Genomic DNA, 26,537 nt, shown 5'->3' on the forward strand with positions numbered 1-26,537 from the left:
CCGAGGGCCTAACTATGTTCACCCAACGCGAAGCACCCGATACAGTTCTAGAGCGCGAGCCTGGCGTAATTGTCATGTGCGAGCACTGCTATACCGTCGATGGCATTGATAAAGGCAAATTCATTAAAGTATCTGAATGGGAAGAGATGCCTACGGCTAAAGAGATACATGAATGGAATGGATATCCAATAACTAATAAGTGTGATACCGCCAAAATATTCCGTTCTTATGGATTGCCCGAAGGCTATGAGATTGAGCCTGGAAACGTTGAAGCATGGACCGGAGCATATGACCAGATTGGCTACACCCTATGGCCCGCTTTTTGTCGTTGGGCGGAAGAGGGAGTTGTCATTGAAGATATGGACAATGTTCCTGATGTTGCTACCTTTGAAGAGCAATTTTGTGGATGGTGGCCGAGCTTTTATGAGTATGCACTAAATCTCGCCGAAGACACTGGGTTGATGGAGGATACTGACCCCGACTCTCCGTTACGGACCTACTTTGATTGGGACTCCTGGGTGAGTGACCTAGCTTACGATTACACCGTCACCACTACCGACGCCCGCGAGGGTGGAGTGTTTATCTACCGGAATTTCTAAACACTACAACCCCGTTGCTGCTTTGTGTGCAGTAACGGGGTTTATTTTTTTTACCATCTGGCGACCAGATACTAACTATAGGATGTCCGTGTATGGTTGCTGCCATCTAGTAACCAAACAGCGACCACATATGGTTTGTATACGGTAGCGACCATACAGCGACCATATACTGACCAAATACTGTCCGTGTATGGTTGCTACCACTTAGCGACCAGATACTGACCAGAGAATGACCATGTATGGTTGCTACCAATTAGCAACCAAATACTAACCACATACCGACCAAGCGGGGGCGGTACTATGTAGCCACCTTCGGGTGGCTTATTTTTTTTGACACGCCACGAGACGCCAAGAATGTCGTCGGGGCGTGTCAGGTACGAGGTAATTTAATCCAGCGGCGTACCGTCTTCTTGCCACTGACGTATCTGCTCTTCACTGTACTTCTCTTTCGCTTCGCGATTAGTTACGCCTGCAGGTAGGTAGCCTTGTTCCCAGTCACTTAAATCGCCAACAACTTCGGCTTTGTTATAAACATCCTCAGTAAACTCTGCCTTTTCACCATTGGGGAGAGTAGCGGTTTCTGGTGTGTGGTCAGGACCGCTGACATACTTACTGAAAAGATACGGTACTAGCAAATGTGGCTGACGACCTTCACGGTTAGCAGCATAGTCTAGAGCATACTCAGCACCACTGCGCGCTTCGGACTCAGTGAATTTAAATTCATCAACAAGACGATCCATCCACTCAGCGGGCGGTTGCTCAAGATAATATGTCTCATGCACGTCAACATCAAAAGGATGGTGGCTGGATTTTTCACTATCAATAGCAGCGCTCAAACGCTCATCAATCTCACTAGCGATGACATAAGCCGCAAAGTCGGACATATCAACCCCAGCTTCATCGAAAGCCTTACGGTATTGATCTGCTGATAACTCATAAGGGTAAGAACCAGGGACTGCTACATCACCATCAGTATCTACATCATACGTCCGCAAAGCCTCATCCAGACGTGCCGGGGTGATAGACATTTTGTATAGCTTTGCAGCCTGATCAAAAGCCTTTTCGTCTACACGCTCAAAGACTTTGTCTTTGTCTTTGTTCAACTCTTCAAATGCTAAATCAACATCAGCATCAGGGTAGATCTTCTTTGCATACTTTTTTACATAGTCAGTATTATTGATATCTTTAGTCAATAACGAATACTTCATTGACATGTATGCTTCGCCGGTCTGCTGATTGCGTTTATTCGCAACGATAAGGGCGTGAGCACAACCCTCGCGACCGTACTTGTCTACCATACTCTCAGCAACGTGTTTAGCGTTTGGAGTAAGGTAGTGGATATTAGATTCGTCATATTCGCCAACTGATATGGCTAGGTTTTGTAAAGTACACCACCGATTAGGATCGCCTTCCTCGTAAGCATTGTCATACACATCATAAGCCTCCTCGATAGACATACCGCCATCAGAGTCTGATGCTTTCTGCCCAAAGTTGGGTTCATCCGAGCTGTCATCATTACCACATGCGCTTAAACCCGTGACGGCAAGAACACCAACGCTAGCTAAAGCGGCAAGTTTAAACTTTTTGTTGTTACGAGAAATAAACGGCATTTTAACAATCGGCTCCCAGCACTCATTCAATATTTTCACAAGAGGAAGACATACCCTCAGGCTATGCTCCGTACCTTTGCACTATAACAGGCTGGGATGTCTCTGGTCGCCGGAATGTGTCAACTGCGAGGCTATACCCCCGAGGGGTGGGGAAATTTTAAATTATCTTGCAGCGTGACCGCTGAAACCCGACGAAATTTCAACGTGTGCCACGTTAGTCTACGAATTTTAAATTTCGTAAATTTTAAAAATCCCCTGACCTGCGGTTTTAAAACTGCGTTTTAAATTTAAATTACACGAAGACGCGTTAAAACGGGCACATTTAAATAGCACGCTATTGCCCATTTTCCCACGTCATCGTACGTTTTTACCGCGCCGGCGACCGCCGTAGGCGGTCTAAGGGCGCAAGGGGATAAAAGGGCATAAGAGAGAGTGGCACACTTGGGGCAAAACCCCTGCGTGTGGTCGGCATAGCCGACGCCTCTCTTATCCCCCATTTAAAAAGACCCCACCCAGCGGGGTGAGGTCTACGGTGGCCTATTCGGCTAAGAATCTATGCAGCAACTGCCAGTTCCTGCTCTTCAGTGAGTGGATCACTGTACGGGGTGTACACTAAAACATTATTGAAATGTTCTAACGTTTTAGAAACGAAATCAATATTGCGTTTATTATTATCGCTACGACATTGCGGACAGAAGTACAGTTCTTTAACCGTATCCTTGCGCCGCAATTCATGCCCTTCCGGGCACGTACCAGGGTTGACAGTATGCAACGATGGGCCTGACCCCCGGCGTGTCCACTGTCCGGGGGTCAGGCCCTACAATTTTCACTGGTCTTATACCGCTATCGGCGGGTTAACCCTATGCAACGCGTTCACAACGTCGCGGGGAAGTACGCGCCCGAACCATCGATAGGCTCGAGACGAATGCTAGTAGAGCACGGCAGTCATCGGGGAGTTGTTAATTATGGCTGTCTTGGCTTCTAACTCAGCATGTGAAGGGGAAACCTCGATAAGGGAGCTCTTACATCTAATTTTCGTATCATGGAAAATACGATAACTAAATCCAACCGTAACCGTCCCACCATCCCTCACTAACGCTTTGTCTCTTCCCCAGTGACAATTGCTTACGATCCCATCGCACTCAACGCGCGGGAACGTAAAAATCTTGTGGAACCACCAGCTCACCCAAGTTGGTCTGAAAACCGTGCGGATTTCACGGCAGTCCACAAAGTTCTCTACGTTTTTATCGTCTTCCAACTCTAGGTACCCTTTCTCAACAGGAATGGTCGAAGCAGGGGCCTAACCCCCGACGTGTCCACTGTCCGGGGGCAGGCCCGATTTAGATAAGGGCGACGGTGGTGGTATCACCCCTCGGTGGTTAGCGGCTACTTCTTGGGTTCTAGCTTGTGGCCGTAGATCTTGTGCAGGCGGTTACCTAGCTCGGCGGTAATATTTTCCAACTCAAGAATGGCCGCCTCAAGAGTGGCCGCTCTTCCGTCGGCGCTATCACTCCGATCATAAGTGTATAGTGTTATCGGAAAAGATGTCCGCACCGCCTCGCTAAGCTGGTGTCCCACCTCGCGAACAACCGACGTGTAGGTCTTATCGGCCGGGTGATCCGCGCTGTCGCATGTTTTGATAGTGACTGTAGCTGCGTGGTCGTGGGTGGATGACTTACCCATTTCAGCATCTAGTTTGCTACCACAGTCCACGCCTCGGTCGATGATGATAGATATCCTGTTATCTTCTACGGGAACCATGAATATGTGTATGTTCGCCGTAGAGGGGTGGACGTATTCGATGTCGGTGGCTATGACCATTCCCAAATTATCTACACGGTGGGCAACATAAGTGGCACTCACTTTGCACCCCACGATGTGCGGGAAAATGTCCGGCGTGGTTTTAGCGAGTTCTTTTATAAACTTGTTGTATTCTGGGTTACTAGATTCGGTCTCTACCTTGATACCATCAACCTCACGGTAGATAACTTTCGCCTCTTTGGTCTTTTGGTTAATGATGGTCATGATGTATGAATATCCTTTCGATTAGTAGTTCTCACTACGGACGGTAGTTGCATCTTCCATGACGAGGGCCTTCTCTATCAGCTCGTCTAGGTCCTGCAACTCTAGATTTTGTGTTACGCGCCACATGACGAAGTTCATTCCGTCGCGCTCTTGCTCGTGCTTGTCACGATGGTCAAGTACCTCCCGGGCCACCCGGGTAGATATCCTGATGACGGTCCCTGGGTGAACCCCACCGTGGTCTGCCCGTCGTACATAGTCAGCTCCCTTTTTCGCGATGATGCGGTACAAAATATCTTTGAAAACTTTCTGAACAATGATGGCAATACGCCCGAACTCGTAGCGGCTCCAATCGCCGCCGTAGTTCTCTCGGTCCGGTAGTCGGCCTTCTTCTTCCAGCCACTGCATGCTCTCGGAGACGGCCTCTGTTATCTGGTTTTCTACTTCAGCGTCTTCGTCGTTGTAGTCCTCCGGTAACAGATCTTCTTCAGTGATGACTAAGCCGTTAACAGCGGTCGGGCCTGGTGCTTTTTCGGCTAATGACGCCCAAAGTGTGTCCCATTCCACACGTATCACCTCACGAGACTCGGCAACGATGTCATCCGGTATGGGGTTGCGGGTGAACGTCACCCAATGACGCTGCAGAAGCTCGAACCAACCTTCAGGGTGCTTGAGTACCGGCCTGGCTGTCGCGTCCGGCCACTGATTAAAGTTCTCTGGTAACGGCATAACCAGGTGGTAGCCTTTGCCGCTCATAGAAGTTTCCGAGTACAGTGCGTCCGGCAACATACCTAACAGGGATAGGGCAACATCTTTGGGGCATGTCTTTTCAATATCCACGATGATGACCCGGTCAACGATAGAGTCGAGGTAGTACGCATGATTAGCGGCCTCCGGAATACTATCTACTAATGTGTCTAGGTCCACACATACTTGGTCGCAGCCCTGTCGGATAGCCGCGCCGCGCACCATGCCAGTAGTAATAAGGTGTGGTACATCAATGGGCATTTTGTCCTTGGTGGAGATGGACCAGCGGCGTGTAGTACCAAGCTCTTGGATGGTCTCATTCTTGTAGAATGTGGGCCATATCACTTTAGGGTCAAAGGTTTCAGTCATTATGGTGACCCCTCAGTAGTGCAAGCAACTGCCCAAGCTCCGTAAGTACGTACTGCTTATCCGGGTCAGTAACACCGCGACGCTTGACTACCGCCAGACCTGCACGGGCGTTATCGTTCTTGGCTTCTTCTGCAGCCTCGCGTACCCACTGGGCCGCGTGAATCTTACCGCCATAGTCCTTGCATTCAATAACCACGCGGTCACCCTGATAGGTGATAATGAGCGTATCGTCTTGATAAATATCTAGGTATCGCATGATTTTCCTTATGTAGTGGATGGCGCGTCTGTACCTGTAGGTTGGTCGAAAGTTACAGGGGGATAACTTATGGGCCATCCGGTAACCGGGTCTAGTTTGGCGGGTAGTATTGGTGGCATTGGTGGCATTGGGTTAGCTTTTCTAAAGCGGGGGCCGGTGTGGTTCACCCATAAGCCTTCTATTAGGCCCGATGCGGGCACCTTGAGTGGGTTGCCAGGCCCTTTGGTGTGCCAGTACATATCCTGGAGTTTTCTGTCTTGACCTTTATATTGCTCAACCAAAGGTTCACTAGAAGCATCAAAAGATTTAAACTTAGAAGTTTGCATCCTTTTATTAGCTGGTGCCTCCCACCCATACTCCGGGTTTTCGTCGATGACGCGTCGAAGTTCATTCGTAAACGCCTTCTTCGAAGCTGCTTTACCCCGGTCAGAGACGGTATCCGCATACCATGCCTTGTATATCTGGTACAAGCATTTCAGCGGTATGAAATCGTGTACGAAGCTGTCATAATTTTCGTCGATAAACTCCCTAATAGGCGAGTTAACAAGTTTCTGCTCAATCTTGAGCTCTTTGGATGCAGTGGACTCGGTGAAGCGCTTATAGGAGGGGATTTCCAATAGCACATGCTTTGCCACCCATTCCAAGACCTCGGGGCGCTTAACATAATCCTCTCGGATAGCTGGGTTGCGCTTGCTGTCTAAGAATGTCTGAGGGAACGGGATGAACAGTTGACGCCGGAAGAGGGAGTCAGAGTCGTCGGCAACGCGAAGGTTGTCGTTGAAACACTGCGTTACCTGCACAAATGGTCGGTAGTCTACTACTGAGCGGTTCTTGCGGTCGATAGTCAGTGTGTCGGCAGTCACTAAGGCCTTGAAGTTCCTCGCGCTGGTGTGGTATGCACCCACGTTGTTCTCGTCGGCAATCACGGCGCATTTACCAATCACCCGGTGCATACCGAAGCGCTGTTCCATAGCGTCGAGCGGGATGTGCGCCGTGTTATGGCTACCTACTAAGGACTCAATCAGCTGCAGAAGAGTACCCTTGCCGTTGCTACCCTTCGGAGACATGAGGATAGCGGCTTGGTCAAAGCTGTTATACGGGCGAAGGTGCGCGCCAATTACTTGCCACATGGATAGTGCCAATTCTTCATCGCCGCCGAATAAAGATTCGAGCCACTCATCTGGTCGCCAGACTGTACCGTCTTCCTGCTCAATAACAGGCATCTCGGCATCGGGGTTCCACTTTGTTGCGAATTTAAACAGGTGGGTCTGGTCTGGACTATAAGGTTTAAACTCGCCGGTGTCGTAGTTGTAGACACCGTTAGCAAAAGGCGCAATGTCTTGAGTGGTGTCCACTCGCCGGGTGGGGGCCTCGCCTCGGATGTAGTTCATAATCTCTTCCCGGTCACGCTTCTTCAAGTCGCCGTGGAAGAAGGAGAAGATTTTATCCATACGAACGGTATCGGTGACATACAGACCATAGGAGTGGGACTTCTTATTACCGTCATAAAAGGCTAAGAATCCGCTTTCCCGGGTGTTACTATCGTCCGGCATAATTGCGACAAAGTTAAACTTCTTCAGCACCATAATCGCAATAACAAAAGGCGGCAGTTCTTTAGGCGGGGCCAGTTTGGTTTTGAGTATCTCGGCCTTTGCTTGGTAGACACCTTGGATAATGGTCAGCATTTCTTGCGCCATAATCTCGCAAGAGTTGTCGCAAAAGCCCGGTTCCTCTACATGCTGCAGTGCTGCGGCATTAACAAGTATTGATGTAGGGCGGTACATGGACTTAGATACATCAGCATTAGCTGTTCCAGACTTAGTCTTCTTAGCTTCTTCCAGTTCAGCCGGGGTGTTGGGTACTTTATCCGCGTCGACACCGTCAGTGCCGTAGATAGCGGAAACAATATCTTTAGACATTGCGGGCCTCCTTTGCGTCTAGGGCTCCGGCGACAGCGTCAAGTTGTGCGTCGCTCAGTCGTGGGGCGCGGTTTATAACCTCATCCACGTAACTATTCATGTCGTAGCTTTTAACGTCTGCTAATGATGCGCGCTCTTTTCTCTTTAATCCGCGCTCTTTCTTCTCTAATAGGGTTTTCATATTCTTTCTCTTAATTAACAAGGGGTTATGTCAGACTCAGACTTTAAAAATTGTCCGAATCTTCTTTAAAAACCAGCCTCGCGGCTGTTTAAAAAATCAATCTCGATAACAACAGGGCACTATTTAATTTTATGCTGCAGTGTGGAAGATATGCGACCGTCTCTGCGGTGCTTTTCTCTTTGCTGCACCTTCCATATAACCAGACAATGATCCACCATGCAAGGGTCTATTTCTGCAGATGAGAGCGTATATCAGAATATAACATAGTAGTTGTATGTATATTTTACGAGCTGGGGCTATAGGAAAAACGCAACAAATCGAAGTATGTTCGGTGCCAAAACTAGTATCTGTCCTGGTAATGCATATTATTCAGTGTGCCACTCAGGCTAATAGGGGCAAATTAGCAAATGTTATTTTATGCTCTATCTTGGGCTGCCGCGGCGGATACATCTCCTTCAATCGCGTGCGCGCGAGCCGCTCCACGTCTTGGTCGGTCGCGCATAGTTCAGCGCGCAGCGCCCACGCATCCCGCTTGGATTTCGTGCGCGAGACGTACTTTTCGATGATCTTCAACGTCGCCAAGCAATGCTTGGTCGCCCGGCATGAGCGCTGCCGGCGGGTGAAGGGAGTGGGGCCAAAGTAGACGTCGGCAAGCGCAAGCAGGCTCCGGGCCTCCTGCCGGGGAAGCCCCAGCCGGCACAGGTCGGCCTCGCGCGCGCCAGAGACCTCGCCGAGAAGCTCCATCGGCGAGGCAAGTTGGCGGGCGTAGTCCTGCAAGCGGGTCATGCCGGTGAGCCTAAGGCACCCCGCAAGCCCGCGGTAGCCCACCCGCGCCCGCCTGTGGATAACTCGCCCCACCCGTCACACCAACCCCGAACCCGCCGGGCGGCCTGTGGATAACCTGCGGTACCCTCGAATGCGAAAGCGAGAAAAGGAGCTCCCCATGACTGACCCGACCAAGCGAATTCGCCCCACCAACCCTGGCCGCCTGGCTGCCCCGCGCCAGGCCCAGCAGCTGCCGCCCCTGCCGGTGACGCGGGCGCGCATTGGTGAGCGGGTAGCCACCGAGGTATTCCAGGAAATGGGCGAGGGTATGCTCGAGGAGCTGCAGAACTTCCGCCGCGACCTGCACCGCAACCCGGAAATCGGCCTGGACCTGCCGCGCACGCAGAAAAAGGTTCTAGAAGCGCTGGAAGGCTTGCCGCTGGAGATTCACGTGGGCCAGGATTTGAGCTCGGTGGTGGCTGTGTTGCGCGGCGGCCAGCGCGGCGAGCGGCCGGTGTCGGTGCTTTTGCGCGCGGACATGGACGCCTTGGAGGTGCGCGAGCAGACCGGTAGCCCGTTTGCGTCAACGAATGGCTATATGCACGCCTGCGGCCACGACTTGCACACCGCCGGCCTGGTGGGCGCGGCGCGGATTCTGTGCGAGCACCGCGAGGAGCTGCACGGCGATGTCACCTTCATGTTCCAGCCCGGCGAGGAAGGCCCGGGCGGCGCGCTGCCGATGATTGAGGAGGGCGTGCTCGACGCCGCTGGCCGACGCCCCATTGCCGCCTACGGCCTGCACGTCGGCCCGCAGGATCGCGGCACCTTCCACTATGTGCCAGGCCCGATGATGGCCAGCTCCTCCAACCTGACCATCACGGTGTTGGGCAAGGGCGGGCACGGTTCCCGCCCGCACGATGCCATCGACCCGGTGGCGGCGCTGGCGGAGATTCAGATGTCGCTGCAGACCGCGCTGACCCGCCGTTTTGATGCGCTGGAGCCCATCGTGATTACCGTGACCAACCTGTGGGCGGGCGACGGCGCCTATAACGCCATCCCGGAGCGCGCGGCCTTGGGCGCTACGGTGCGCGTGCTGCGCGATGAGAAGATCGATGCCGTGCGCCAGATGATTACGGAGGTCTCCAGCTCCGTCGCCGCCTCGCACCGCTGCACCGCGCAGGTGGATTTCGAGATTTTGTACCCGACCACCAAGACCAATGCGCGCGAGAACCAATTCGCCGCCACCTTGTGGGGCCAGATGTTTGGCGCCGAGAACGTCCAGCCTTTCGACGCCCCGATGATGGCCTCCGAGGACTTCGGCTACGTCCTCTCCCAGGTGCCGGGCACGTTTATGTGGATGGGCACGGCCAATCCGGAAAAGCCCGAAAATCAGCGCGAGTGGAATCACTCGCCGATGATGCGCTTTGATGATTCCGTACTCGGCATGCAGGCTGCCGCGCTGGCGGCCGTGGCGTTTGAGCGCCTGGCTACCGAGAACGAGCATCCGTCCGCGCAGACGAAGGCCATGCGCGATGCGGCCGGGGTGCAGAAATAAATCATCCCTAGGGACTATGGCCGCGGGCTTAAGCTTGGGGCCATGGTCAGAACGAAGTGGAGTACGGCGGGCATTGTTGCCGCCTGCGCGGTGGCGAATTGGCTCGTCGGCATGGTGCTGATGAACCTCGATATTGAGGAGTACTCGCCGACATTTGAGGAGTACGGGCCCTATATCTGCACCGGGTTTGCGGTGGGAGTGCTGGGTATTATCGCCCTGCCCTTTGCCCTGGAGCACCAGCCGCGCGAGCTTTCCGACGTCGACTATGCCGGCTCCACCCGCAGCTTCATCGCCGGTTGCATCGTGCTGCTGGGGTCTAGTTCCTATTTCGGCGCGGTCAGCGGAGTTGTGGCTTTTATTTCCATGGTCTCGCGGCGCTCGACTACGCGCTCGGTGGCCGCGGTGGCATGCTTTGTACTGGCGTTTGCGATAGATACTAGCTTCAACCCGTACCTAAGCTGGGACGAGATCGGATGGGTTGGGGCCATCTTCGTCGTGGTCGTGATGGTCGCGGGCTTGCTGGTAGGCCAAAAGCGCGGCAATCAGCGCGAAAAGCGGTGGCGCGTGGAGCAGCAAGCCCGGATGAACCGCGAAGAGATGCGCGCCAAGGTGGAGCATGCACGGCGAGAGGAGCGCGAGAGCATCGCGCGGGATATGCACGATTCACTCTCGCATCGGCTGAGCCTTGTGGCTATTCATGCGGGAGCACTGAGTTATCCGCGCGAGGGCGTGCCGGAGGAGTTTACGGAGGCTGCGCGAACCATCCGTGCCGAAGCCCAAAACGCGGTGGAAGATTTGCGCACCGTCTTAAGCGCCTTGCGCGAAGACCTCTCCCAGGACCCGCGCACCGGTGTCGAGGAGCTGGTCGCGAGCGCACGGGAGGCCGGCGCAGAGGTAACGGTGGCCTACGCGAACGGTACCGACCCGGACGTTTTCGCCGGACTATCCACGATGGCGCAACACGCCGTGCACCGTGCAGTACAAGAAGGCTTGACGAACGCCCGCAAGCACGCGCCCGGTCAGCCGGTAAGTATCACGGTGCGCGAGGTGGCCGGCGCGGTAGACATCGAGATGCGAAACCCGGTGCCGCGCGGGAAGGCAGGAACCGACACGGGCAATGGCGCGGACACCACAGGTGGCTACGGTCTAGTGGGACTGCGCGAGCGTGTGGAGCTTTCCGGCGGGCGCATGAGCATCGTGGCTAACCAGGAAATCCCAGAAGGAAAGGGAGGCGAGGAATTCGGATGGAGTATCCAGCTACCGCTAGCGCACAAGGAGGCCACACGATGAGCGAGATGAGCTGGCAACTGCGCCATCCCGAATACGGGCTCATGCGCATCGACCTAGAAGAAACCACGGCCCGCGAGGGGTGGACGGGAAAGTACTTAGACTTTAAGCGCAGTCTTTTTATCTCCACCGTCAACGGAACCTCGCGCAAGCTCAGCTATACCGATACCGATGACTCGGCCTATAGCCTGGAATTCCTGCGCGGGCACAGCGACGATAACGCGCCCAAAGACGCAGACCGCATCGAGCTGGTGGAGCGCCGCGGTTATGTCGTGCCGGAGTTTCGCGGGCAAGGCGCGAGGGTGCTGTTTGCGGCGGTGGGGAAGCCGGACGTCGATAAGCGGCTGCATCGGGTAAGCCTATGGACGTTGCTCCTGCAGGCTGCGCTGACATTCATCGCGGCCACACTAGTCATCGAATTTTTCCCCAAATTCTTCGAAAAGCTAAACGATATTCTCGTGCCCTCGTTCCTCAATGGCGTAGTGGCGGGCCACGCGGGAATCGTGCCCGTAGCGCTGGCGGCAGTGGTAGCGGTTACTGTGGCTTATACGCCCGTCGCATCGCAGTTGTGGCGCGCGCGGTGGAATCAACCAGTAGGAAAGGGAGCATGATGGCCGATGCCCTGCGCGTAGTGCTCGTTGATGACGAGGAACTTGTCCGCAGCGGCCTGCGTCTGCTGCTATCCAACGCGCCCGATATCGAGGTCGTGGCCGAGGCGAGCAATGGCCGGGACGCGGTGGCTACGGTGCTCGACGCGCAGCCCGATGTGGTGCTGATGGATATTCGCATGCCGGTCATGGATGGCATCGCGGCCGTGGAGAAGATTCTGTCCGTTCACGCAGTGCCGATCATCATGCTCACGGCCTTCGATACCGATTCCTTCATCCTGCGGGCTCTGCGTGCCGGGGCGGCTGGGTTCCTGCTGAAGTCGACGCCGCCGGAATCGCTCATGGCGGCCGTGCGTGCGGCCGCGGCGGGGCAGCCGTTGTTGAGCCCGCAGGTCGTTGACAAGCTGGTGGGCATGCAAAGCCCCGCGCTTTCCGACGCCCAATCACACCACACCCGCACCGCTCGCACCCGGCTTGCCACTTTAAGCTCCCGCGAGCGCGAAATAGCCGGGCTGGTGGCCCAGGGCTTGAACAATCAAGACATCGCCGACCAATTGGTGGTGTCCCTGGCGACGGTGAAGTCGCATATGCAGCATATTTTGAAAAAGATCGGCGGTACCAGCCGTGTGCACATCGCCATTATGGCCTTAGAGGCGCGTGGCTAATGTCGGAGAATCCTCCCTGCGGGGGATACTGCGCCGGCGGCGTGTCGGCTTAGACTGGTGCGCGTTATGAAGGTGTTCCGAAAATCCGACGCGATGCTTAAGCGCCCGCTGTGGCAGAAAATTCTCATCGCAGTAATTGTTGTCGTCGGCGATGTGCTGGTCACGTTGATGCGACTAGCGGATACTGATGCCTCAGTAAATCGCATGCTTGTTACAGCCGCGGTGATGGTCGGCACCTGGATGCTTCTGCCTTTCGCCTTGCGCCATGCCGCCCGGGAGCGTGACCCGCGCAGCGCGCAGGCCGGACCGCGCAGTGCGTTGGTAGCCGCAACCATTATTTCGGCGACGGTGACGATTGCTGAGTACCGTCCTTCGGTAATGATAGCGGCGTTTTCTGCGGCCTCGCGCCGCAGCCGGTTGTGGATCGCGCTGGTATGCACGGCCATGGTGGCCTCGAAACTAGTCGACACTGATTTTTCCGGTGCTAAAGGTGCAAGTATTCCGTTTCAGATGGGCTATTTCGGCGGAGCGTTTATTCCCGCGCTGGTCGTACTAGTTGTTGGACTGGTTCGCTCGAACCAAAAAGAGCGCACGATTGCGCTGCAGGCGCAGGCGGAGCTCACACACGAGGAAATGGCCACGCGGGAGAACTTTGCGCGGCAGGAAGAACGCGACCGGATCGCGCGGGATATGCACGATACGCTCTCGCATCGGCTGAGCATGATTGCGGTTTATGCCGGCGGGTTGGCCTACCGCAAGGACCTAGATCCGGAAGAGACGCGGCAATCCGCGCGCACGATTCGCGATGAAGCCGAGGCCGCCGTGGGGGACCTGCGTGAGGCGCTGCACTCGCTGCGCAGCGAGGGGCGTATCGATCCGCGCGAGGGCGTGGAATCGCTGGTGGAGCGTTCCCGCCAGGCGGGCATGGACGTGGAGGTGCGCTACCAGGAGGGCGCGGGGCCGCAATCGCTGGAGGAGCTGAGCACCATGGCTGGCCACGCGCTCAATCGCGCGGTCCAGGAGGGCTTGACCAACGCCCGCAAGCACGCGCCGGGCGAGCCGGTCACCATCACCATCGCCGCGCTTGCCGACGCCCTCTTAATCACCATGTCCAACCCCACCGCCCAGGCCAAAGAAAAGGGGAGTGGGAACAGTGGCGGGTACGGGATCGTCGGCATGCGCGAGCGCGCTAGTGTGGTGGGCGGATCGCTGCAGGTAAACGACGAGGAAGATAGGTTCTCGTGGACGCTGCGCCTGCCCAGGAAGGAAGTACAGTGAGTGAGATTCGTGTAGTTCTCGTCGATGATGAGCCGCTGCTGCGCCACGGCCTGCGCATGATCTTGGAAGGCGCGCCGGGCATTAGCGTCATTGGCGAGGCCGGAAACGGCAAGGAGGGAGTGGAGCTCATCCTGGCCGAGGAGCCGGACGTGGTGCTGATGGATATCCGCATGCCGGTCATGGACGGCATCGAGGCGACGGCGCAGCTGCATTCGCTCGCCGGTGCGCGCGATATCCCGGTGGTGATGCTCACTGCCTTTGATACCGACGAATTTATCCTGCACGCCCTGCGCGCAGGGGCGGTGGGCTTTTTGTTGAAGACGACGGCGCCGGAGGCGCTGGTGGCGTCGGTAAGAGCGGCGGCCCAAGGCCAGCAACAGCTTAGCCCGAAGGTGCTAGAAAACCTGGTGGGGCTGGCGGCCACGCCGCCGCAGCCGGAACAAGAGATGATTCAACCCAGCGGGCTGGCCGAGCTGAGCGAGCGCGAAAATGAAATCGCCCAGCTGGTGGCCCAAGGACTGAGCAACGCCGAGATTGCCGAGCAGCTATTCATTTCCCTGACCACGGTCAAGACGCACATGAAGCACATCCTGGCCAAGATCGATGGCACCAACCGGGTGCACATCGCGATTGCGGTTCTCGGCGGTTAGGCGTGGCTGGGCTGGCCTGGGTAACTAGGGCCGGCGGAAAATGGCGGAGGCTAGGCCCACCAGCGCGATGACGCCGACGATAAGGGACGCCACCGGCCAGTACTGCGGGAAGTACTTGAGCGTGTAGCCGAATACTTGGCCGTCATCGAATTGCTGCCATAGCGCGAAGGGCATCCACCACAGCTTGGTTAGCGTGAGGATGGCGCCCACCAGGCCGGCGGCGACACGGCTTCCTCCGCGGAGGAAGAAGCTGGCCGCAACCAGCAGTACGCCCGCGATGGTCAGGGCGAATAGGAGGGGAGTTTCGGTGCCCAGCGGAGAGCCGCGCAGCAGGAACTCGTGGTCGATTGCGTGTTGCTCGATGAGGGTATATCCATCGAGTACTACGTCGTCTGGGATTCCCATAGGTTAATTCTCCTTAATTGTGCCCGGAGCGGCTGGGGTGCCCGAGGCGGCATAGGGAAGGCCGACGGAAACGCGGAAATCTGCCACCCTAGAACCGGGTTGTACGTCAATTATAGACAATTCTGTCTTAGGTGTCGTAGGCTGAGGCCCTTAACTCGAAACAAGGAGAAATAGTGATTATTACCGGACTTCTCACCGGCATCGTCTTCGGCGCCGTGCTGCAGCGCGGGCGCTTCTGCGTAACCGGCATGCTGCGCGATATTTTCCTCAATAAGACCTGGCGCGGCTTTACCGCCCTGCTCATTTTGATTTCCGTGCATGCCTTTGGACTGACGCTATTGACTGGCACGGGCGTGCTTTCGCCGGAGATTAGTGATTTCAAGCCGGTAGCCGTCATCGTGGGCGGCTTCATCTTTGGCCTCGGCATCATCTTGTCCGGCGGTTGTGCCTCCGGCACGTGGTACCGCTCGGCCGAGGGCCTGGTCGGCTCGTGGATTGCGCTGCTGTTTTATGGGCTTTCGGCCGCGGCCATGAAATCCGGCCCGCTGTCTGGTGCCAATGACTGGTTCAAGCAGTGGAGCCTCCCGGTTACCACCATCCATGGCGCGCTGCATATCTCGCCGTGGATCTTGGTTGCGGTCCTGTGGGTCGTGACCTTCCTGCTGTGGCGCCACTATCGCGCCAAGGACGCCGGCCGCCCGAAGGTGGACTTGGGCCAGCCGTGGTACGCCAAGCCGCTGAACATGAACATCGCGGCGGTTGCTGTAGGCGTCATTGGCACGGTGGGCTTTGTGCTTTCGGCCGACGCTGGCCGCAATGGCGGCCTCGGCATCACCACGCCGACTGCGGACATAGTCCGCTGGACCGCCACCGGTGATTCCGCCCGTATGAACTGGGGCACCCTGTTGGTCATCGGCCTGTTGGTGGGCGCGTTTATCGCCGCCAAGTCCGCCGGTGAGTTCCGCGTGCGCGTGCCCGATGCGCAGACCGCCACCCGCGCTATTTGGGGCGGCATCATGATGGGCGTAGGCGCGTCGCTGGCCGGCGGCTGCACCGTGGGCAATGGCATGGTGGAGACCTCCCTGTTTAGCTTCCAGGGCTGGGTATCGCTGTTCTTTATGGCCCTGGGCGTCGGCGCGGGCGCGCGCCTCTGGCTCAAGCCCAAGAGTGAGCCGCAGCAGCCGCAGACCTACTCCACCGAGGAATCCGTGGATAACTCGGTGGTCTCCGCCGAGGATAAGGTGCTGCCGAGCTTTGCCACTGCCACCGGGGCGGTAGCGCTCAAGACTAAGCCGCAGGCGAAGGACAAGGCCCGCGCGCTGGGCGGCGGGCGCTATGTGCTCGATACCCTCGGCGCGGTGTGCCCGTTCCCGTTGATCGAGGCCAAGCAGGTCATGGCGGAACTGGAGCCAGGCGAGGCGCTGGTTATTGACTTTGACTGCACCCAGGCCACCGAATCCATTCCGCAGTGGGCGGCCGATGAAGGCCATGAGATTCGTGATTTCCATCGCTCGGGCGATGCTGGTTGGCAGGTCACGGTGGTCAAGGGCGGATAATTACATCATTGTCAGCTACTATGTGGAGGCAGAAGAATCGAGTGTGATTCTTGTGCCTCCTTTGTGGTTTGAAAGAAGTTATCGCATGCCCGAGTTTGATGATAATTCCACCGCTGTAGCGGATATTTTGCATGCCTTCGCCGTCTTTGAGCGCGAGGAAGAACACGTGCTGGACGCGGAACTGCGCCTCAACGTCTATGCCAGCTAGGCCATGATCCGCGTCTTTGCTGCACTATTACCCTCGGCCGCCGCGCGCGAGCATTTGGTGCATACGCTGCGGCCCATCCACGCGGCAACTACTAATGAGCTGCGCTGGACGGATCCGGATAATTGGCATCTGACCATGGCGTTTTATGGCGAGCAGCCCAATGATGCCGCGGCGGTGCGCGAGCACCTAGCCCACGCGGTGGCAGGGCGCGCGGCGTTGGATGTGCGTTTAAGCGGTGCGGGGAGCTTTGAGCAGCGCACGCTGTGGGTGGGCGTCGGCGGGCAGGCGCGCGGTGTGCGGGAGTTGATGGCGGAGTGCCAGCTTGCCGACGTCCCCTTTAGCCACCACCGCCCCCACCTCACCGTCGCGCGTGCCGGCCGGCGGACCCGTGAGCCGTGGGCGCTGGCGGATTATGTGCGCGCGCTATCGGTGTATCGGGGACCGGATTTTCGCGCCGACCGCCTGTGCTTGATGCAATCCCACCTGGGTGAGGGCCGTGGCGGTGGCCCACGCTATGAGGTGATGGAGGAATATCCGCTGTTTTAAGCGGCGCGGGCGGTGCGGATTTCGCGGACGAGCGAATCGAGCTCCGCGCGGGTGGCGGTGCGGTCCGGATGGGTGGTGCAGAAATCTAGCAGGAAGTAGCCGGCGTGCTGTACAGCAATGTGGCGGGCCCAGAATTGGCGCACGGCATCGCGGTTATCCACGGCGAGGGACTGGATGGCGCGGCGCTCCGAGAGCAGCTCGTATTGCAGGTCGCGGCGCGCAGACAGTACGGCATCTGGGGTATTAACAAAGAGCAGACCGAGCAGGGTGGCCATGGACTCCATCGCGCGGACCTGCAGACGGGCCTGATTGCGCACGGGGGCGCTGCGCTGCCACAGCCACAGCACCGCGGTGGCGATGAGGATGGATAGGACGATCTCGCCGCAGCGAGCCTGGATGGTGGGCAATAGGGGCCGGGTGGCGGAGTTGCCCATGAGGAGGGCAAGTGGGGTGGAGAAGATAACGCAGATGGCGTAGTTCTTGGCCACGAAGATTTCGGCGCAGAACTGGCACGCGGCCAGCGCAAGCAGGAGCGTCCAGCCGCTGATGCCAAAGTAATGGAGGATAGAAAACAGCAGCACGCCGACGACAGAGCCGATCATGCGGTGGATACCACGGACGGTGCCCGGTACATGGTCGGGTCCCCACTGCAGCATGAGGAAGGCAGAGACCACGCCCCAGTCCGGTCGGTCAAAGCCGATGCTAAGACCCACGAGTACGGTAATTATCGCCGAAAGAACCACCTTTTGGGTGGTGACCATGGCATGGGAATCCCGGACCGCGGCGCGGTAAAGCCGGTATCGGCCCGTGGGCCGGGTGTGGGGGATAGCGGTGCGATTTGGATCGACGTCGGTGACATTATCGGTGAGCTGATCCGAATCGGCGCCCAAATCCAAAGCTCGGTTATGCGCCACGATGGTGTGCTGGGCAGCAAGGGTGCGCTCTACTAGGTGGGCTCCCTGGGAGTCGATGATGCGGCCGCCGCGGATAATGCGGGCGTCGGAAAGCGCCTGCCAGGCAGCAAAGAGTGCGGTCTGCGCCTGGTGGTGGCGGGCCAAGGAATCGTCGCGGTCATCCTTGAATGCGGCCGCGGCCTTTTCCAGTGCGGCGACCGCGCGGCGCTCGGGGCCGTGGGCATCAATCAGGGCCGGCGCCATGCCGAGCACGAGGCTGGCCACCATGCCCGTCAGCGCCCAAAAGAGCAGCTGGCCCACGGTGACATCGGTGCGCGCGAGCATCACCGAACCGCCGCCAACCATGACCAAGAAGAAGGTGCCCGGCGGCGGCAAGCGCAGGGCGTTTTGGGCAAAGCCGCACACGGCGGCCAGCGCCGTGGTGTACAGGCCCGCCAGCAGCAGCCACCAATGGCCGTGGCCAGGCGCAAAGATGAGGTGGCCTACCAGCACGCCCACGGCCGCGACGGTAATGAGTGCGGTGCCGGCGGTGAGCATGACGCGCGGGCGGGTGCGATAAGGGTGGCCCTCGCCAAAGATGACGGTGAACGCGCCGGTGGAAATGAGCAGGATGGCGTAGTCGTGGCCGGTCAGCAGCGCGATGGCGCCGGGCAAGAGAATCGCCAAGCCCGCGCGCAGGGCACTGGGCCAGCGCACCGAGGCGCTATTAAACGCGGTGAGCAACTGGGTGGTGCTGGGGCGCTGCGGGATGGGATAGTCAAGCTGGGTGGCCACGGAGCAGCAGGATCCTTTCTCGGCGGAGTTATCTGACCCGACTACCTTACGCCCGAAGCCGCCCGCTTTACATGTCGGCGGCCGCGATGAGCCGGCGCGTGTAGTCCGTGCCGGGCGAGGACCATATGGAGTCGGTCGCTCCGTGCTCGATGAGCCGGCCGCGGTCAAGGACCGCAACGCTATCGCATAGGTGGCGCACCACCGCGAGATCGTGGGTGACAAAGAGCAGGGTGAGCTTGCGCTTGGCGATGACCCCCGCCAATAGCTCCAGCACCTGCGCGCGCACGGACATATCGAGGGCGGAGACGGCTTCATCGGCCAGCAAGATATCCGGCTCGCCGCACAGTGCGCGGGCGATGGAAATGCGTTGGCGCTGGCCACCGGAGAACTCGTGCGGGAAGCGGTCGAGGCTCTCGGCCGGCAGGCCGACCTCCTCAAGCGCGGCCGCGGCGCGAGCGCGCTTGTCGGCCTTGCTGGGACTGCCGGGGATGGCCTCTGCGATGGATTTCCAGACTTTCAGCCGCGGGTTAAGCGAGCCCTGCGGGTCTTGGAAGACCATCTGCACGCGGCCGCGGACGTCGATGTCACCGCTCGTGGGCTGGTCGAGCCCGGCGATGAGCTTGAGCAGGCTGGTCTTGCCCGAGCCGGAGCCGCCCACGATGCCGAGGCGCTCGCCGTGGTGCACGCGCAGGTCGATGCCATCCAGTGCGGTATGTGCGGCGTGGACCTTGCTGACCCCGCGTAGCGTCACCAGCGCATCCTCCTCCGCCGTGGCAGGAGAAAGGCTCAGCTCCGGCGGCCGCGAGGAGGCGATGAGCGTGCGGGTATAGGGATGCTCGGGGTGGACAAGCACGCGCTCGGTGGGGCCGGATTCCACCACCGCGCCCTGTTGCATGACTAGGACGTTGGGGCACATGCGGCGAATAACGCCCAAGTCATGGGTGATAAAGATCAGAGCGGTGCCGTGGGCCTTGGTGACCCGCTCAATGACGCGCAGCACGCCGTCCTGGGTGGTGGCATCCAGCGCGGTGGTTGGTTCATCGCAGATGAGGAGGTCGGGGCGCCCGGCCATGGCCATGGCGATGAGCACGCGCTGGCGCTGCCCGCCGGAGAGCTGATGCGGGAAGCGGGAGGCGACATCGGCGGCTAGGCCCACCTCGTCGAGCGCGGCCGCGCAATCGCGCACCCCGGCCTGGGAGAGCTGGGTGCCTATGCGCATGAGCGGATCTAGCGCGCTCATCGGTTCTTGGAAGACCATCGCCATGGTGGACCCGCGCAAGGGGCGGATGCGGGCATCGCGCGCGCCGATCACCTCGGTCCCATCCACGGTCACGGAGCCGTTGGCGCGCACCCCATCGGGCAGAAGGCCCATGATGGATAGCGCCGTGAGGGATTTGCCGGAGCCGGATTCACCAATGATGCCGAGCTTCTCGCCGGCCGCGAGCTCGATATTGATGGGGCCCAGTAAGGCAGTGGTGGACCCGGTGGCGGTAACCGTCAGGTCATCTACGTGGAGCAGGCTCATCGCGCGGATCCTTTCAGGCGGGGATCGAGGAGGTCACGGAGGGCGTCGCCAAGCAGGTTAAAGCCCAGCACCGTGGCAGCAATGGCAAGGCCAGGCCAGACGGCCTGCAGGGGAGCGGTGCCCAGCAGCGACTGGGAATCTTGCAGCATGCGGCCCCAAGAGGCTGCCGGCGGGGCAGTGCCCAGGCCGAGGTAGGACAGGCCGGCTTCGGCCAGGATGGCAAGGGCGAAATAGACGGAGGCCTGCACGATGAGCAGCCCGGTGAGGTTGGGAAGGATATGGCGCAGCGCCACCTTCCACCCCGGCACCGCGGAAATGCGCGCGGAGGAAATAAAGTCCTGCGTGATAACCTGCAGCGTGCCTGAACGCGCCACGCGGGCGAAGGAGGGAATGCCGGCGATGCCGATGGCAACCATGGCAGTCAGCGTCGAAGGGCCCCACACCGCGCCGGCAATAATCGCCAACAACAGCGCGGGGAAGGCAAGCAACAGATCCGCGCCGCGCATCACCAGGGCATCTACCCATGTGCCGCGGCGCATGCCGGCCAGGATGCCCAAGGGCACGCCCACGAGGGCGGCGATGCCCACCGCCACCAGACCGACAAAGACCGTAATCTGGGCGCCCGCCATGATGCGGGAGGCGGTATCGCGCCCAAAGCGGTCCGTACCCAGGAGGTGCTCGGCGCTGGGACCGGCAAGGCGCACATCCGGGTGCGCCAGCGTCGGGTCATAGGGGGTCCACACCAGCGAAAGTAGCGCCACCAGCACCGTGGCGGCAACGAGGAAGGCGCCCAGCCAGCCAGAAAATCGCAGCTTCATTACTTCTCACCTGCCGTGATGCGCGGATCGATGAATCGGTAGGCCACATCCGTTAAGGCATTAACCACCAAGGCGAAGGCGACGAGCAGCATGACCAGGGTTTGCACCGTGGTCAGATCGCGCACCGATACCGCGTCCAAGAGCATGGAACCAATACCGGGGATGACAAAGACGGATTCGATCACCACGGCACCCACGACCATTGTGGTTAGTTGCACGCCGGCTACGGTAAGCACCGGCAGCGCCGCATTGCGCAGGCCATGGCGCTTTAGTGCCTCCCACGGGGACTGGCCGAGCGCACGGGCGGTGCGGATATAGTCTTGATTCAGTACATCAAGCACCGCCGAGCGCACGTAGCGCGTCAGCATTGCGCCTTGCACCAGGGCCAGTGCAATGACCGGCAAGATGAGGTGGCGAATAAACTCGCCCGCGCCCTGGTTGGGCGGCACCCAACCATTGGCGGGCAGCCAGCCCAGATGGACGGCAAAGATAGCCACCAGAATGATGCCGAGGAGGAAGCTTGGCACCGCAATGCCCAGCTGCGTGCCGGCCGACACCACATCCGCGCCGCGGCTACGGTTGCGCAGCGCCAGCCACATGCCCACCGGGATAGCTCCGGCCAGCGCCAGCAGCATCGCCAGGCCAATGAGGATGAGCGTGACTTGGGCGCGGTCCAATACCAGCGGCGTAATATCCTGCTGCGAGGACAAAGACTGCCCAAAGTTGCCGGTAAATAAGCCCTTTACCCACTCCCAATATTGCGTAAGCAGCGGGCGATCCAGGCCCAACTCAGAGCTGAGCTTGCCGACGGCCTCTTCTGTCGCATTCACCCCCAGCGCCACCCGCGCCGGGTTGCCCGGCACCGCGCGCATGAGCGCAAAAATGATGATGGAGGCTACAAAGAGCGTCAACGCAAAGCGCAGCAGAGGGCGCACGATGGCGCGCCCCGTAGTGCGAAGGGAACTCATCGGGCCTCCTTTTCGGTGTTATCTGCGGCGGCAGCTTTGGCGTCCGCGTCCGCGCCCGTGCCCGCGTCAGTATCGGTGTCGGCAGAAGTCAGGTCGCGCAGGATGAGCGCGTCGGTGACCTGATCCGGATGCAATCCGCGCACGCCGGCGCGGGTGAGCACGATATTGGGCATATTCATCAGTGTCAGCGCGCCAGCATCCGCCATGATTTGATCCACGGCCTGCGCCATGAGCTTGGGGTAGTCCTTCTCGGGTGCGGAATCGGCCTGGGCCAAAAGCTCGCGGGTGCGCGGGGAATCGTAGTTGAGGTAATAATCCGGATCGCCGAACAAGGTAGGCACATCGCGCGGCTCCACGTGGGAGATGAGCGACATCTGATAGTCCTTAGCCCCCATCACCTGGCCTAGCCACACGGCCGGGAATTCGGCGGATTCCAGCGTCACCTTAAAACCAACCTCAGTAAGCTGCGAGTACAGCAGCTCGGCGACGGTCTGGGCGTAGGGCAGCGTCGGCGTGGTCAGTGTAATTTCGGCGCCTTCCGCGCCGGCCTCCGTGAGCAGCTGGCGGGCCTTATCTGGGTCGTAGTTGTAGTAGTGCTTGCCCTCGAACCACGGATCCGTGGGCGGGATCGGTGCGCCGCCGGTGTCCTTGGCCATGCCATTCCACAAAATGTCATTGGCCGCCGAGCGGTCCACGGCATAGGCCACGGCCTGGCGCACCCGTGGATCGTCGAAAGGCGCGCGGGCATTATTCATAGACAACAGCACCTCACCATTGGTGGTGCCGACCTCGGTAGCGATGCCCTCCTTGACGTCGTCGAGAAGCTCCGGGTTTTGCACGCCCCAGACCACGTCCACGCCGCCGGCCTGCAGTGCATTGACCGAGGAGATGGTATCCGGGAAATAGCGCACCGTGACATCCTGCGCGGCGGGCCTTCCCCAATATTCGTCGCGAACGTGCAGCTCAACGAATTCCGAGGGCGCAAAGCGGGACACCTCATAGGGGCCGGTTCCCACTGGCTGCGCGGCGAGGTTATCCATGCCGTGTGGCGTCATCATCGCGCCGGTGGCCGTTCCCATGGACCACAGCCAGCCATTTGACGGCTGCTTGAGGTGCACTTTTAGCGTGCGATCCTCGGTTGCGGTGACCTTGTCCACCGGATCCATGGCGGCGGCGATGCCGTTGGTCCACTTCTCGCGCACGTAGTTAATGGAAAAGGCGGCGGTCTCAGCGTTAAAGGCATCGCCATTGGAAAAGGTGACGCCCTTGCGCAGGTGGAAAGTATAGGTGCGGGCATCGTCACTAATATTCCACGAAGTGGCAAGTCCTGGGGTAATGGAGCCGTCTTCATCGATGCGCACGAGGGTCTCGTACACGTTGTCCATAAGCACGGCGGGGATGGCGGCGCCACCGGTGGTGGTGAAATCCAGCGAGGTGGCGGCCGATGTGGAGGCCACGGTGAGGGCAGAAGGTGCGGCGTCGCTGCCTGTCTGGGTGGTATCAACCACCGCGGTATGGCCCGCGGAACATGCCGAGAGGGTTCCTACAGCGGCCGCCATGGCGAGGCTGCCCAGCGCCCTGCCGGCGCGAAATCTTCTCATAGAAAGCAGGGTAGCCGGTGGGTATAGCTGCCGTGAAACTTATGCAAAATTTCCAGGTGTGGGGATAACTTCTAGGGGTGAAACACCCCCGCGCACGCTATTCATTGCCAGCTTCATGCGGTCCGCGCGGTAGAGGTAGACCGCCAATTCCACCGGCTCGCCGGAGTGGTTGGAAATCTCCATCTGTAGCCGCCACAGCGGGGTACCCGTAGCCACGCTAAGCGCTTCAGCATCCTCGGCATTGGCTTCCTCCAACGTGAGTTCGCGGCGCACATTATCAAAGTCCACGCCGCAATCGCGCAGGTGCGCATGAATGGATCCGGCATCCGCATCGAAGTCTAGGATGTGCTTTCCCACTACCATGGGGAAATACATGCGCTCGATGGCAATGGGGTGGTCTTCGGCATAGCGCACGCGGTGGACAAAGACGACATTTTGTTCTGGGTCTACGCGCAGAAAGCGGGTGATGTCTCGCGGAGCGCGGCGGCGAGCCAGCCACAGGGTGTGCTGCTGCGGATCCACGTCATATTCGCTCAGCCAGCTGGAAATGGAGTAAATCGATTCAAACAGCTCTGCCTGGGTGGAGGCCAAGACGGTGGAGCGGCGCCCGCGGCCTGAGGACACTAGCCCTTCGGCCCGCAAAGCTGCAACGGCTTGGCGCACGGGTCCGCGGGAGGAAGAAAACTTCTCGCACAAGTCTGCTTCACTAGGCAGGAAATCGCCTGGTTGCAGCACGCCGGAGCTGATCTGCTCCCGCAGGTAATCAGCGATCTTCTTATGCTGCTGTTTATCGCGTGGGCTCATTCAACCTTTGTCCTTAGTTTCTCCGGGGCCTTTCCCAGCGGAGCGAAACACAGTAATGCTATTCCATTTTGCAAAGGCGCGCTAATGCAATGACGCTACCGAGTATGTGCGCCCCGCCCGGCCGAAGGGAAGGCAAAGGAAAAGGCCACGCGCCGTCCGACCAGCGCCGAGTTATCAGGCGAGCACGCTAGGCTAAGTGTCCGTGGACGAGAGCACCGAAACGATTGAAGTACGCGCGGCCAGCGGCAGCGCGCGCCTAGGCAAGGCGGTAGCAGTGGCGGTCATCATCGCCGTCGCGTTGCTGGTTATCGGTGGGGTGCTTATTTACTCGGCGTTGCAGGAACCGGCCGATACGCGCCTGCACTCCGTTTATCTCATTGCCGCGCTCATGCCCCTAGGCGGGGCGCTGTGCGCCATGCTGGCGGTGGTGGCCTCCGGGCGGCGCCGGGCACGTCCGGTGCTGCGGATCGGCGAGGAGATTTCCTTGCCCCACCAGCGGACCAGTTTCGCCGCCTCTGAGCTAGAGCGCGTGCAGTTCTATTCGCTCGGGCCGGATCAGAATTTCCTTGCCCTGATTCCAGGCGGGGTGCGCGTTTCTACCTTGGACGAGGCCCAACGGTATTCGGCCCGCCTGCCGGAGCAGGCGAACCTGGGCCCGCGGGAACTCGAGGGAAAGCTCCGGGAACGGTTCCCTGGCGTTCCCATTGACCACCTAGGCCAGGTGCGGGCCGAAGACTAGCTCGGGGTGCCGGCTACGCGTGCCGGATCGAGCTGCCAGCTCTGCGCGAGCAGCTGCATATTCTTGATTACTTCTTCGTGCGAGCTGGACTGCAGCGAGACCATGAGCTCATCGGCCTTGGCGTGCTCTTGGAAGGTATCGAGGTAGTTGGCCACCTCATCGGCGGTGCCGACGGCGGAGTACTTCAGCATGTCTAGGATCTGCTGGCCCTGGTACGAGCCGATGATCTGTTCTACCTGCTCGTCGGTGAGGTGCTTGCCGCGGCCGGCGAAGGCCTTGACGCGGTTGAAGCACACGCGCTCGTATTCTTCCTGTGCCTCTTGGGTGGTATCGGCGGCGGTGACGTTGACGCCGGCGATGACATAGGGCTTGCTAAAGCGCTCGGAAGGCTGGAAGTGCTCGCGGTAGTAGGTGGTGGCCTGCTCGAGGTGCTGCGGGGCGAAGTGGGAGGCAAAGGCATAAGGCAGACCGAGCTTGGCGGCCAGCGAGGCGCCGAACATGGACGAGCCCAAAATATAGATAGGCACGTTGGTATTCGCGCCTGGAATGGCGCTGACTCCAGGGATATAGGACTTGCCCTCGAGGTAGGAGTTGAGCTCCTTGACGTCCTCGGGAAAGCGCTCGGCAGAGTGGGGGTCACGGCGCAGCGCGCGGCCCAGAGTATTCATGTCCGTACCGGGGGCGCGGCCTACGCCCAAGTCAATGCGCTCGGGGTACATCTCCTCCAAGGTGCCGAATTGCTCGGCAATGACATAAGGGGAGTGGTTGGGCAGCATCACGCCGCCGGAGCCCAAGCGGATGCGCTCGGTATTCGCACCGATGTGGGCGATGAGCACGGCCGGGGAAGAGGACATGATGGACTTCATATTGTGGTGCTCGGTGTACCACATGCGGGAGTAGCCCAGCTTTTCTGCTTCCTGTGCCAATTGCACGGAGCGGGCGATGGACTGTGCAGGGGTTTCGCCCTCATAGATGGTGCAGAAGTCCAAGACGGAAAGATGCGCGCGTTCGGTCACGGTGGAGGGCCTTCCTTTACTTCGGTAGATGCTCTATAAGTTCTCTCCTTCCAACGGTACGCGCCGCCTGACTATTCCGGTCGGGGGCGATACAGCAAGGCTGCGTGGGGAGCTAGAGACGCACAGAAAACTCCCCTCCGCCTCGGCGCTGC

Annotated in this window: 25 protein-coding genes; 11 read left to right on the plus strand and 14 right to left on the minus strand. The window is 59.1% G+C overall.

The genetic code is table 11. The annotated features are described in order from the left end of the window. On the plus strand, nucleotides 1-599 hold a 599-nt coding region (locus CORTU0001_RS11250), incomplete at its 5' end, for an antirestriction protein ArdA (protein WP_050776561.1). A 386-nt stretch (nucleotides 600-985) separates the two neighbouring features. On the opposite strand, the gene CORTU0001_RS00010 is transcribed toward CORTU0001_RS11250, so the two are convergent. The 6 genes from CORTU0001_RS00010 to CORTU0001_RS00040 all read right to left on the minus strand — a co-directional run bounded on the left by CORTU0001_RS00010 (nucleotide 986) and on the right by CORTU0001_RS00040 (nucleotide 8,489). Then, nucleotides 986-2,248, minus strand: a complete 1,263-nt coding sequence (locus CORTU0001_RS00010) for a hypothetical protein (RefSeq protein ID WP_034667787.1) — start codon at nucleotides 2,246-2,248, stop codon at nucleotides 986-988. A 1,347-nt stretch (nucleotides 2,249-3,595) separates the two neighbouring features. Then, nucleotides 3,596-4,234 carry a hypothetical protein gene (locus CORTU0001_RS00015; RefSeq protein ID WP_005326379.1) on the minus strand — a complete coding sequence of 213 codons (639 nt, stop codon included), beginning with the start codon at nucleotides 4,232-4,234 and terminating at the stop codon, nucleotides 3,596-3,598. 21 nt (nucleotides 4,235-4,255) lie between these two features. After that, a complete protein-coding gene (locus tag CORTU0001_RS00020; RefSeq protein ID WP_005326380.1) occupies nucleotides 4,256-5,347 on the minus strand; it encodes a hypothetical protein in 1,092 nt (363 codons plus the stop codon). Next, a complete protein-coding gene (locus CORTU0001_RS00025; RefSeq protein ID WP_005326381.1) occupies nucleotides 5,340-5,603 on the minus strand; it encodes a hypothetical protein in 264 nt (87 codons plus the stop codon). The genes CORTU0001_RS00020 and CORTU0001_RS00025 overlap by 8 nt, the downstream gene beginning before the upstream one ends. An 8-nt stretch (nucleotides 5,604-5,611) precedes the next feature. Further along, entirely contained in the window at nucleotides 5,612-7,522 is a 1,911-nt protein-coding gene (locus tag CORTU0001_RS00030; protein WP_005326383.1) for a DNA primase family protein, read from the minus strand. A 562-nt stretch (nucleotides 7,523-8,084) separates the two neighbouring features. After that, nucleotides 8,085-8,489 carry a hypothetical protein gene (locus CORTU0001_RS00040; RefSeq protein WP_005326384.1) on the minus strand — a complete coding sequence of 135 codons (405 nt, stop codon included), beginning with the start codon at nucleotides 8,487-8,489 and terminating at the stop codon, nucleotides 8,085-8,087. A 157-nt stretch (nucleotides 8,490-8,646) separates the two neighbouring features. Here CORTU0001_RS00040 and CORTU0001_RS00045 point away from each other — a divergent pair, with 157 nt between their 5' ends. The 6 genes from CORTU0001_RS00045 to CORTU0001_RS00070 all read left to right on the plus strand — a co-directional run bounded on the left by CORTU0001_RS00045 (nucleotide 8,647) and on the right by CORTU0001_RS00070 (nucleotide 14,511). Beyond that, the gene (locus CORTU0001_RS00045; protein WP_005326385.1) at nucleotides 8,647-10,023 is read left to right on the plus strand and encodes a M20 metallopeptidase family protein; all 1,377 of its coding nucleotides are present in this window, start codon (nucleotides 8,647-8,649) and stop codon (nucleotides 10,021-10,023) included. Nucleotides 10,024-10,065: 42 nt separating this feature from the next. After that, nucleotides 10,066-11,313, plus strand: coding sequence for a sensor histidine kinase (locus CORTU0001_RS00050; RefSeq protein ID WP_005326386.1), 1,248 nt, complete (start codon nucleotides 10,066-10,068; stop codon nucleotides 11,311-11,313). After that, the gene (locus tag CORTU0001_RS00055; RefSeq protein ID WP_005326387.1) at nucleotides 11,310-11,921 is read left to right on the plus strand and encodes a hypothetical protein; all 612 of its coding nucleotides are present in this window, start codon (nucleotides 11,310-11,312) and stop codon (nucleotides 11,919-11,921) included. The genes CORTU0001_RS00050 and CORTU0001_RS00055 overlap by 4 nt, the downstream gene beginning before the upstream one ends. Further along, nucleotides 11,918-12,583, plus strand: coding sequence for a response regulator (locus CORTU0001_RS00060; RefSeq protein WP_005326388.1), 666 nt, complete (start codon nucleotides 11,918-11,920; stop codon nucleotides 12,581-12,583). Before CORTU0001_RS00055 ends, CORTU0001_RS00060 begins: the two co-directional genes overlap by 4 nt. A 66-nt stretch (nucleotides 12,584-12,649) precedes the next feature. After that, nucleotides 12,650-13,861 carry a sensor histidine kinase gene (locus CORTU0001_RS00065; RefSeq protein ID WP_005326389.1) on the plus strand — a complete coding sequence of 404 codons (1,212 nt, stop codon included), beginning with the start codon at nucleotides 12,650-12,652 and terminating at the stop codon, nucleotides 13,859-13,861. Then, the gene (locus CORTU0001_RS00070) at nucleotides 13,858-14,511 is read left to right on the plus strand and encodes a response regulator (RefSeq protein ID WP_005326390.1); all 654 of its coding nucleotides are present in this window, start codon (nucleotides 13,858-13,860) and stop codon (nucleotides 14,509-14,511) included. Before CORTU0001_RS00065 ends, CORTU0001_RS00070 begins: the two co-directional genes overlap by 4 nt. Before the next feature lie 24 nt (nucleotides 14,512-14,535). Here the strand turns inward: CORTU0001_RS00070 and CORTU0001_RS00075 are convergent, their stop codons facing one another. Next, nucleotides 14,536-14,916, minus strand: a complete 381-nt coding sequence (locus tag CORTU0001_RS00075) for a hypothetical protein (RefSeq protein ID WP_005324140.1) — start codon at nucleotides 14,914-14,916, stop codon at nucleotides 14,536-14,538. A 173-nt stretch (nucleotides 14,917-15,089) separates the two neighbouring features. On the opposite strand from CORTU0001_RS00075, the gene CORTU0001_RS00080 reads away from it, so the two are divergent. From CORTU0001_RS00080 to thpR, 3 genes are all read left to right on the plus strand, one after another. Continuing rightward, nucleotides 15,090-16,472 (plus strand): YeeE/YedE thiosulfate transporter family protein, encoded by a 1,383-nt coding sequence (locus CORTU0001_RS00080; protein ID WP_005326392.1) that lies wholly within the window; start codon nucleotides 15,090-15,092, stop codon nucleotides 16,470-16,472. A gap of 85 nt (nucleotides 16,473-16,557) precedes the next feature. Then, nucleotides 16,558-16,680 (plus strand): hypothetical protein, encoded by a 123-nt coding sequence (locus CORTU0001_RS12000; RefSeq protein ID WP_005324145.1) that lies wholly within the window; start codon nucleotides 16,558-16,560, stop codon nucleotides 16,678-16,680. A gap of 3 nt (nucleotides 16,681-16,683) precedes the next feature. Next, nucleotides 16,684-17,226 (plus strand): RNA 2',3'-cyclic phosphodiesterase, encoded by a 543-nt coding sequence (gene thpR, locus CORTU0001_RS00085; protein WP_005326393.1) that lies wholly within the window; start codon nucleotides 16,684-16,686, stop codon nucleotides 17,224-17,226. On the opposite strand, the gene CORTU0001_RS00090 is transcribed toward thpR, so the two are convergent. The 6 genes from CORTU0001_RS00090 to CORTU0001_RS00115 form a co-directional block, all read right to left on the minus strand. Beyond that, the gene (locus CORTU0001_RS00090; protein WP_005326394.1) at nucleotides 17,223-18,914 is read right to left on the minus strand and encodes an FUSC family protein; all 1,692 of its coding nucleotides are present in this window, start codon (nucleotides 18,912-18,914) and stop codon (nucleotides 17,223-17,225) included. The genes thpR and CORTU0001_RS00090 overlap by 4 nt on opposite strands. A gap of 67 nt (nucleotides 18,915-18,981) precedes the next feature. After that, entirely contained in the window at nucleotides 18,982-20,439 is a 1,458-nt protein-coding gene (locus CORTU0001_RS00095; protein WP_005326395.1) for an ATP-binding cassette domain-containing protein, read from the minus strand. Next, complete coding sequence (locus CORTU0001_RS00100) at nucleotides 20,436-21,257, minus strand: ABC transporter permease (RefSeq protein WP_005326396.1); 822 nt, start codon at nucleotides 21,255-21,257, stop codon at nucleotides 20,436-20,438. The genes CORTU0001_RS00095 and CORTU0001_RS00100 overlap by 4 nt, the downstream gene beginning before the upstream one ends. Continuing rightward, nucleotides 21,257-22,225 carry an ABC transporter permease gene (locus CORTU0001_RS00105; RefSeq protein ID WP_005326398.1) on the minus strand — a complete coding sequence of 323 codons (969 nt, stop codon included), beginning with the start codon at nucleotides 22,223-22,225 and terminating at the stop codon, nucleotides 21,257-21,259. Before CORTU0001_RS00105 ends, CORTU0001_RS00100 begins: the two co-directional genes overlap by 1 nt. Next, nucleotides 22,222-23,826 (minus strand): ABC transporter substrate-binding protein, encoded by a 1,605-nt coding sequence (locus CORTU0001_RS00110; RefSeq protein WP_100067779.1) that lies wholly within the window; start codon nucleotides 23,824-23,826, stop codon nucleotides 22,222-22,224. The genes CORTU0001_RS00105 and CORTU0001_RS00110 overlap by 4 nt, the downstream gene beginning before the upstream one ends. 39 nt (nucleotides 23,827-23,865) lie before the next feature. Continuing rightward, nucleotides 23,866-24,630, minus strand: a complete 765-nt coding sequence (locus CORTU0001_RS00115; RefSeq protein ID WP_005326408.1) for a GntR family transcriptional regulator — start codon at nucleotides 24,628-24,630, stop codon at nucleotides 23,866-23,868. Nucleotides 24,631-24,832: 202 nt separating this feature from the next. Between CORTU0001_RS00115 and CORTU0001_RS00120 the strand changes: the two genes are divergently transcribed. Then, complete coding sequence (locus CORTU0001_RS00120) at nucleotides 24,833-25,369, plus strand: hypothetical protein (RefSeq protein ID WP_157749108.1); 537 nt, start codon at nucleotides 24,833-24,835, stop codon at nucleotides 25,367-25,369. On the opposite strand, the gene CORTU0001_RS00125 is transcribed toward CORTU0001_RS00120, so the two are convergent. Further along, nucleotides 25,366-26,385 carry an LLM class flavin-dependent oxidoreductase gene (locus tag CORTU0001_RS00125; protein ID WP_005326415.1) on the minus strand — a complete coding sequence of 340 codons (1,020 nt, stop codon included), beginning with the start codon at nucleotides 26,383-26,385 and terminating at the stop codon, nucleotides 25,366-25,368. The genes CORTU0001_RS00120 and CORTU0001_RS00125 overlap by 4 nt on opposite strands. Between the last annotated feature and the right edge of the window lie 152 nt (nucleotides 26,386-26,537).

The sequence above is a fragment of the Corynebacterium tuberculostearicum SK141 genome (assembly GCF_000175635.1).
Classification (GTDB): domain Bacteria; phylum Actinomycetota; class Actinomycetes; order Mycobacteriales; family Mycobacteriaceae; genus Corynebacterium; species Corynebacterium tuberculostearicum_C.